The organism is Polaromonas sp. (genome assembly GCF_029945895.1).
GTDB lineage: Bacteria > Pseudomonadota > Gammaproteobacteria > Burkholderiales > Burkholderiaceae_C > Polaromonas.
Genome location: NZ_JAQSDL010000009.1, coordinates 1 through 5,577 on the forward strand (window position 1 = coordinate 1; position 5,577 = coordinate 5,577).

The 5,577-nt window shown below is 64.5% G+C and carries 3 protein-coding genes; 1 reads left to right on the forward strand and 2 read right to left on the reverse strand.

Features of this window, described 5'->3' with window-relative positions:
• Nucleotides 1-446 (reverse strand): HAD hydrolase-like protein (locus tag PSV33_RS00970; RefSeq protein WP_300557659.1); only part of this gene is annotated, 446 nt, incomplete at its 3' end.
• Entirely contained in the window at nucleotides 415-1,572 is a 1,158-nt protein-coding gene (locus PSV33_RS00975; protein ID WP_300557661.1) for an RluA family pseudouridine synthase, read from the reverse strand. The genes PSV33_RS00970 and PSV33_RS00975, both read right to left, overlap by 32 nt.
• Before the next feature lie 574 nt (nucleotides 1,573-2,146).
• On the opposite strand from PSV33_RS00975, the gene PSV33_RS00980 reads away from it, so the two are divergent.
• Nucleotides 2,147-5,359: an Rne/Rng family ribonuclease gene (locus PSV33_RS00980; protein WP_300557663.1), complete on the forward strand. Its 3,213-nt coding sequence runs from the start codon at nucleotides 2,147-2,149 to the stop codon at nucleotides 5,357-5,359.
• The last annotated feature ends 218 nt before the right edge of the window (nucleotides 5,360-5,577 follow it).

A 5,577-nucleotide genomic window follows, 5' to 3' on the forward strand; every position in this document is an offset into this window, starting at 1 on the left:
TGCGGCTTGCCGGCGGTTTCATCGGCGGTGCGCGAGCCGTCAAACCGGCCCTTGAGCTCGACCGCCTGCAGCGCCTCGTCGAGGCCGTGCCGGCTCTTGCCGGTCGCCACACTCAAGAGATGGCCGCGCGCCTTGAGCGCGGCCAGCAGCGGCAACACGCCGTCAAACAGGCTGATGTCGTTCTGGTGGCCAATGTAGTGGTGCCGGTAACGCGCGCCGAGCTCGGGGTACTTTTCGGGCGGGACATCGGGCGCCGCATGGGCCAGCGCCTGCATCAGCCCGAGGCCGATCACATACCCGGCGGCCTCGTCGGTCGGCACGGTGCCGCCCACATCACGCACCGCCGCCTGGATGCAGCGCACGATGATTTTGGTCGAATCGAACAACGTGCCATCCCAGTCGAAGGCAATCAGGTCAAAGTTGAGCGGGGAGGACGGGCGTGGCATGGGTCGTGAAACTCTCGAGATCGGGGGGAAGCGCGGCCAGCAGGTCAATGCGTTTGCCGCTGGACGGATGGATGAACTTTAACCGCCAGGCATGAAGAAACATGCGTTTGAGGGCAACGCCGCCGGCTTCTTTTTGCAAGGTTTTGTTCAGCTCGAAGTCGCCGTACTTGTCATCACCGGCAATCGGGTGGCCGGCGCTGGCCAGGTGCACCCGGATCTGGTGGGTGCGGCCGGTCTTGATGGTCACCTCGAGCAGGGAAAACTCGCGCCCGGCAGCGGCCAGCGCGGACTTCACCTTGACCAGCGTCACCGCACGCATGGCGTCCGGATGCTCTTTGTCCACCACCCGCACGCGCCGCTCGCCGTCGGGCAGTAAATATTTCTGCAGGGACGCGTCCAGCACTTTTTTATTGACCGGCCAGGCGCCGCTGACAAGCGCCAGGTAAATCTTGTCGGTCTCGCGCTCGCGAAACTGCTCCTGCAGGTTTTTCAGCGCCATGCGTTTTTTGGCGACCAGCAAGATGCCGCTGGTTTCGCGGTCCAACCGGTGCACCAGCTCCAGAAAGCGCGCCTCGGGCCGCGCCATGCGCAGCTGCTCGATCACGCCAAAAGCCACACCGCTGCCGCCATGCACGGCCACGCCGGCCGGTTTGTCAATGGCCAGCAGGTGCTCGTCTTCAAACAGGATGGGGAACTCCCGTGACGGCGCGTAACCACCTGTGGTGGACGCGGCGCCGTGGCGGGCCACCTCGACGGCCATGGCCTTCGCCTTGTCGTCGGCCCGCTCCGAGGTGCGCACCGGCGGCAGGCGCACGATGTCGCCGGCCTCGACCCGGGTGTCGGCCTGCACCCTGCCCTTGTTGATGCGCACTTCGCCGCTGCGGATGATGCGGTAGACATGGGTCTTGGGCACGCCCTTGAGCTGGCGGATCAGGAAGTTGTCCAGCCGCTGGCCCGCAAAGTCAGCGTCCACTGTCACCAGCGTGGCCTGTGGGGCCGCTTTCGCGGGCAGCTCCGGCGGGGCCGGCAAAGGTGGAGGGGGTCTGGGTCGGTCAGGCTGCGTCGCCGTCTGGGGTTTACCCGGGCGGCGTGTTTTACCTGAACCTGCGCCTATAATGTGTTTCACTAGCGACAAGCTGTAAGTGGTTGATTTGTCTGGGAGTTTAGTCCACACACCCATCAACCCACTGCAACAGCCTTGCTGGAAGGTCGACGCCACTGGCAGCAAATGCCCCCAAGCGCAAGGTGCCAGACACCCCGCGGCAGGAACATGTTGTGCAGACGAGTCGACGTTTTGCGAACACAACTACGGAATACGATGTGTGCAGCCCCACGGGCTGGACACGGATCCAGGTGAAATCTGGTCTTTGAATGGGTAGCCCTTTGACAACAACACTGGTTGGACTGATCTCTCTGTGCCTGCGGCGCTTTTTAGCCCCGCTTTCAGGCATGAATCAGCTGCCAGCCCTTGTTGCACGGGCGCAAGCAGCTACTTTTTTGGTAGCAAACACCTGTCAGACCCCGACTCGCCCCATCCACGCGCCTACGCCCAGACCGCTCCGCTGACTGATTTTTTTCAGTCGCCATGGCGCGTCAAAAGCTCTCCGGCAATTCCCCACGTTCGCACAGCGTCTGCTCCCGGCGTCGTTTGCCCGTTTTTCGGGCAGTGATGTTTGAGACAGAAGAACGAAGGAACCCCCATGAAACGCATGCTGGTCAATGCCACCCAGTCGGAAGAACGCCGCCTGGCCATTGTCGACGGACAAAAACTCCTCGACTACGAAATTGAAATCGAAGGGCGCGAACAGCGCAAGGGCAACATCTACAAGGCCGTCGTGACACGTGTCGAGCCCTCGCTCGAAGCCTGTTTTGTCGACTACGGTGAAGACCGCCACGGCTTTCTGCCGTTCAAGGAAATCTCCAAGCAGTACTTCGCCCAGGGCGTGTCGGTCAGCCAGGCGCGCATCCAGGACGTGATCCGTGAAGGCCAGGAAATCCTGGTCCAGGTCGAAAAAGAAGAACGCGGCAACAAGGGCGCCGCCCTGACCACGTTTGTGTCGCTGGCCGGCCGCTATGTGGTGCTGATGCCGAACAACCCGCGCGGCGGTGGCGTGAGCCGCCGTATTGAAGGCGAAGACCGGGCCGAGCTGAAAGAAAACATGGACCAGCTGGAGTACCCGGCAGGTTCGAGCATCATCGCCCGCACCGCCGGCATCGGCCGCAGCGCCGCCGAGCTGCAGTGGGACCTGAACTACCTGATCAAGCTCTGGACCGCGATTGACGGTGCCGGCAAGGGCGGCAAGGGCGCCTACCTGATTTACCAGGAATCGAGCCTGGTGATCCGCGCGATCCGCGACTATTTCAACAGCGACATCGGCGACATCCTGTTCGACACCGACGACGTCTACGAACAAGCGCGCCAGTTCATGGCCCACGTGATGCCCGAGCATGAGCACCGCGTCAAGCGTTACCGCGATGACGCGCCGCTGTTCAGCCGTTTCCAGATCGAGCACCAGATCGAGTCGGCTTACGCCCGCACCGTGCAGCTGCCCTCCGGCGGCGCCATTGTGATTGACCACACCGAAGCGCTGGTGTCGGTGGACGTCAACTCGGCCCGCGCCATCAAGGGCGGCGACATCGAGGAAACCGCCACCCGCACGAATCTGGAAGCCGCCGACGAAGTCGCGCGCCAGATGCGTCTGCGCGACCTGGGCGGTCTGATCGTCATCGACTTCATCGACATGGAAGAGTCGCGCAACCGCCGCGACGTTGAAAACCGCCTGCGCGACGCGCTGCGCCAGGACCGTGCCCGTGTGCAGTTCGGCACCATCAGCAAGTTCGGTTTGATGGAAATGAGCCGCCAGCGCCTGCGCCCCGCGCTGAGCGAAGGCGCATCCATTCCCTGCCCGCGCTGCGGTGGTTCGGGCCATATCCGTGACACTGAAAGCTCGGCGCTGCAGATCCTGCGCATCATCCAGGAAGAGTCACTGAAAGACAGCACGGCCTCGGTGCTGTGCCAGGTGCCGGTCGATGTGGCTTCTTTCCTGCTCAACGAAAAACGCTCGGAAATCAGCAAGATCGAGATGAAGCAGCGCATCAACGTGCTGCTGGTTCCCAACAAGACGCTGGAAACACCGAACTACAAGCTGGAGCGCCTGAAACACGACGACCCGCGCCTGGACAACATCGAGGCCAGCTACAAGATGGCCGAGGAGATGGAAGACCCGACCACGGTCACCCGCCGCAGCCAGGAAAAGCACAACAAGCAGGAACCCATCATCAAGGGCGTGCTGCCCGATGCACCGGCGCCCATCGTTGTGCCCAAGCCGGCACCGGCGCCCGCCCCGGTGGCGGCCCAGCCGGTCCGGCCGGTGGTTGCCGCGCCGGCGGAAAAAAGCTTCTTTGCCAAACTCAAGGAGTTTTTTGTAGGCGCCGAAGCAGCACCCGCACCGGCGCCTGTCAAGGAAGTCAAAAAAGACGAACGCGGCGAAGGCCGGCGTGACGAGCAGCGCGGCGAACGGGGTGAACGCAGCGAGCGCGGCGGCCGGGGTGAACGCGGCGGCCGTGGCGGCCGTGGTGGCCGCAGCGAAGGCCGCTCGGGCGAAGGACGTGGCGAAGCCCGTCCGGACCAGCGTGGCGGCGAGCGTGGTGAACGTGGTGAAGGCCGAGGCGGCGAGCGCCGTGAGCGCAATGCCGATGGCCGCGCCGAAGGTACCCGCCAGGAACGTCCCGCCGGTGAAGCACGGCCTGAAGGCCGCAACAATGAAACCCGCCCCGAGCGCGCAGAACGTCCTCCGCGTCCTGAAGGACAGGGCGACAGCGAAGGCCGCAGCGAACGGGGTGAACGCAGCCGCCGTGGTCGTGGTGAACGTGGTGGTGAGCGCGGTGGCGAACGTGCCGACCGTCCGGCCCGCGATTCCATCGAGCAGGATCTGGCCCTGGCCAACCAGGCTGCGATGGCCGCAGCCATGAACGAAGGTGATGCCGCGCCGCGCCAGGAACGTCCGGCACAGGACGCCGGCCGTGACGGCGAGCGCCAGCCGCGCGCTGAAGGCCAGGGTCGCCGTGAACGCGGCGAGCGTGGTGGTGAAGCCCGTGGTGAGCGTGGCGAACGCGGGGAGCGCGGCACAGGCCGTCGCAACGAGCGTCGTGACGACCGCACCGATGGCAGCACCGCGCCCGCCGGCGCCGCCCAGGCCGACAGCTTTGATGCAGCCCATCCTGGCGTCGTGGCCGGCCTCGACGAAACCGGCAACCCGGTGGTGCCGGCTTCTTCCACCGACATCCAGCCGCGCGCTGAAGGTCAGGAAGAAGGCCAGGACCGCCAGCCGCGCGAGCGTCGCAGCCGTGACCGTTATGGCCGCGACCGCCGCGAGCGTTCAGAGCGCAGTGACCAGCCCGTCGAAGGCCAGGCCGAAGGCGCTGCCCCGGCCGTTGCTACTGAACGCTTTGAGCAAAATCAGGCTGTAGCCCAGGAAACACCTGCGCCGGCAGCTCCTGAATTTGTAGCAACTGCCGCACCAGCCCCTGCGCCGGCAGCGCCGGTGGCAGCACCTGCCCCTGTCGCCGCACCTGCCATTGCCCGGGCCGTGGCCGTCGCGCCGGCCGCTGCTGCCCCCGCAGCACGCGCGCTGCCGAAAGTCCAGACCTATGACTTGCCGCTGCAGGACCTGGCCCAGGTGGCCCAGTCCTCGGGTCTGCAATGGGTCAATTCCGACGCCAGCAAGATCGCGGAAATACAGGCCGCGATGGCGGCCGAACCGAAACCGATCCATGTGCCACGCGAACGTCCACCAGCACCGCAACTGGACGCCAGCCCGCTGGTGCTGGTCGAGACCAAACGCGACCTGCGCGACATGACCCTGCCGTTTGAGCAGCCTGCCGCACCGGCAGCGGGTGAACGCACGGAGTAATCCTGACGTTCGTGCCAGTCTGGCACTTCAGATCAAAGGCAGCTTTCGGGCTGCCTTTTTTTCGTCTGTAGCTTTCGTTGTGTGCTTGCCTCCAGGGAATGAGGTGAAGCCATCTCAAGTCTGGACTTCTTGTGGTGCGCCAGCAAGCCGGGGGTTGCCCGGCAGCAACTCACTTTTCTTTTGCGTCGCCAAAAGAAAAGTAAGCAAAAGAAAAGGCG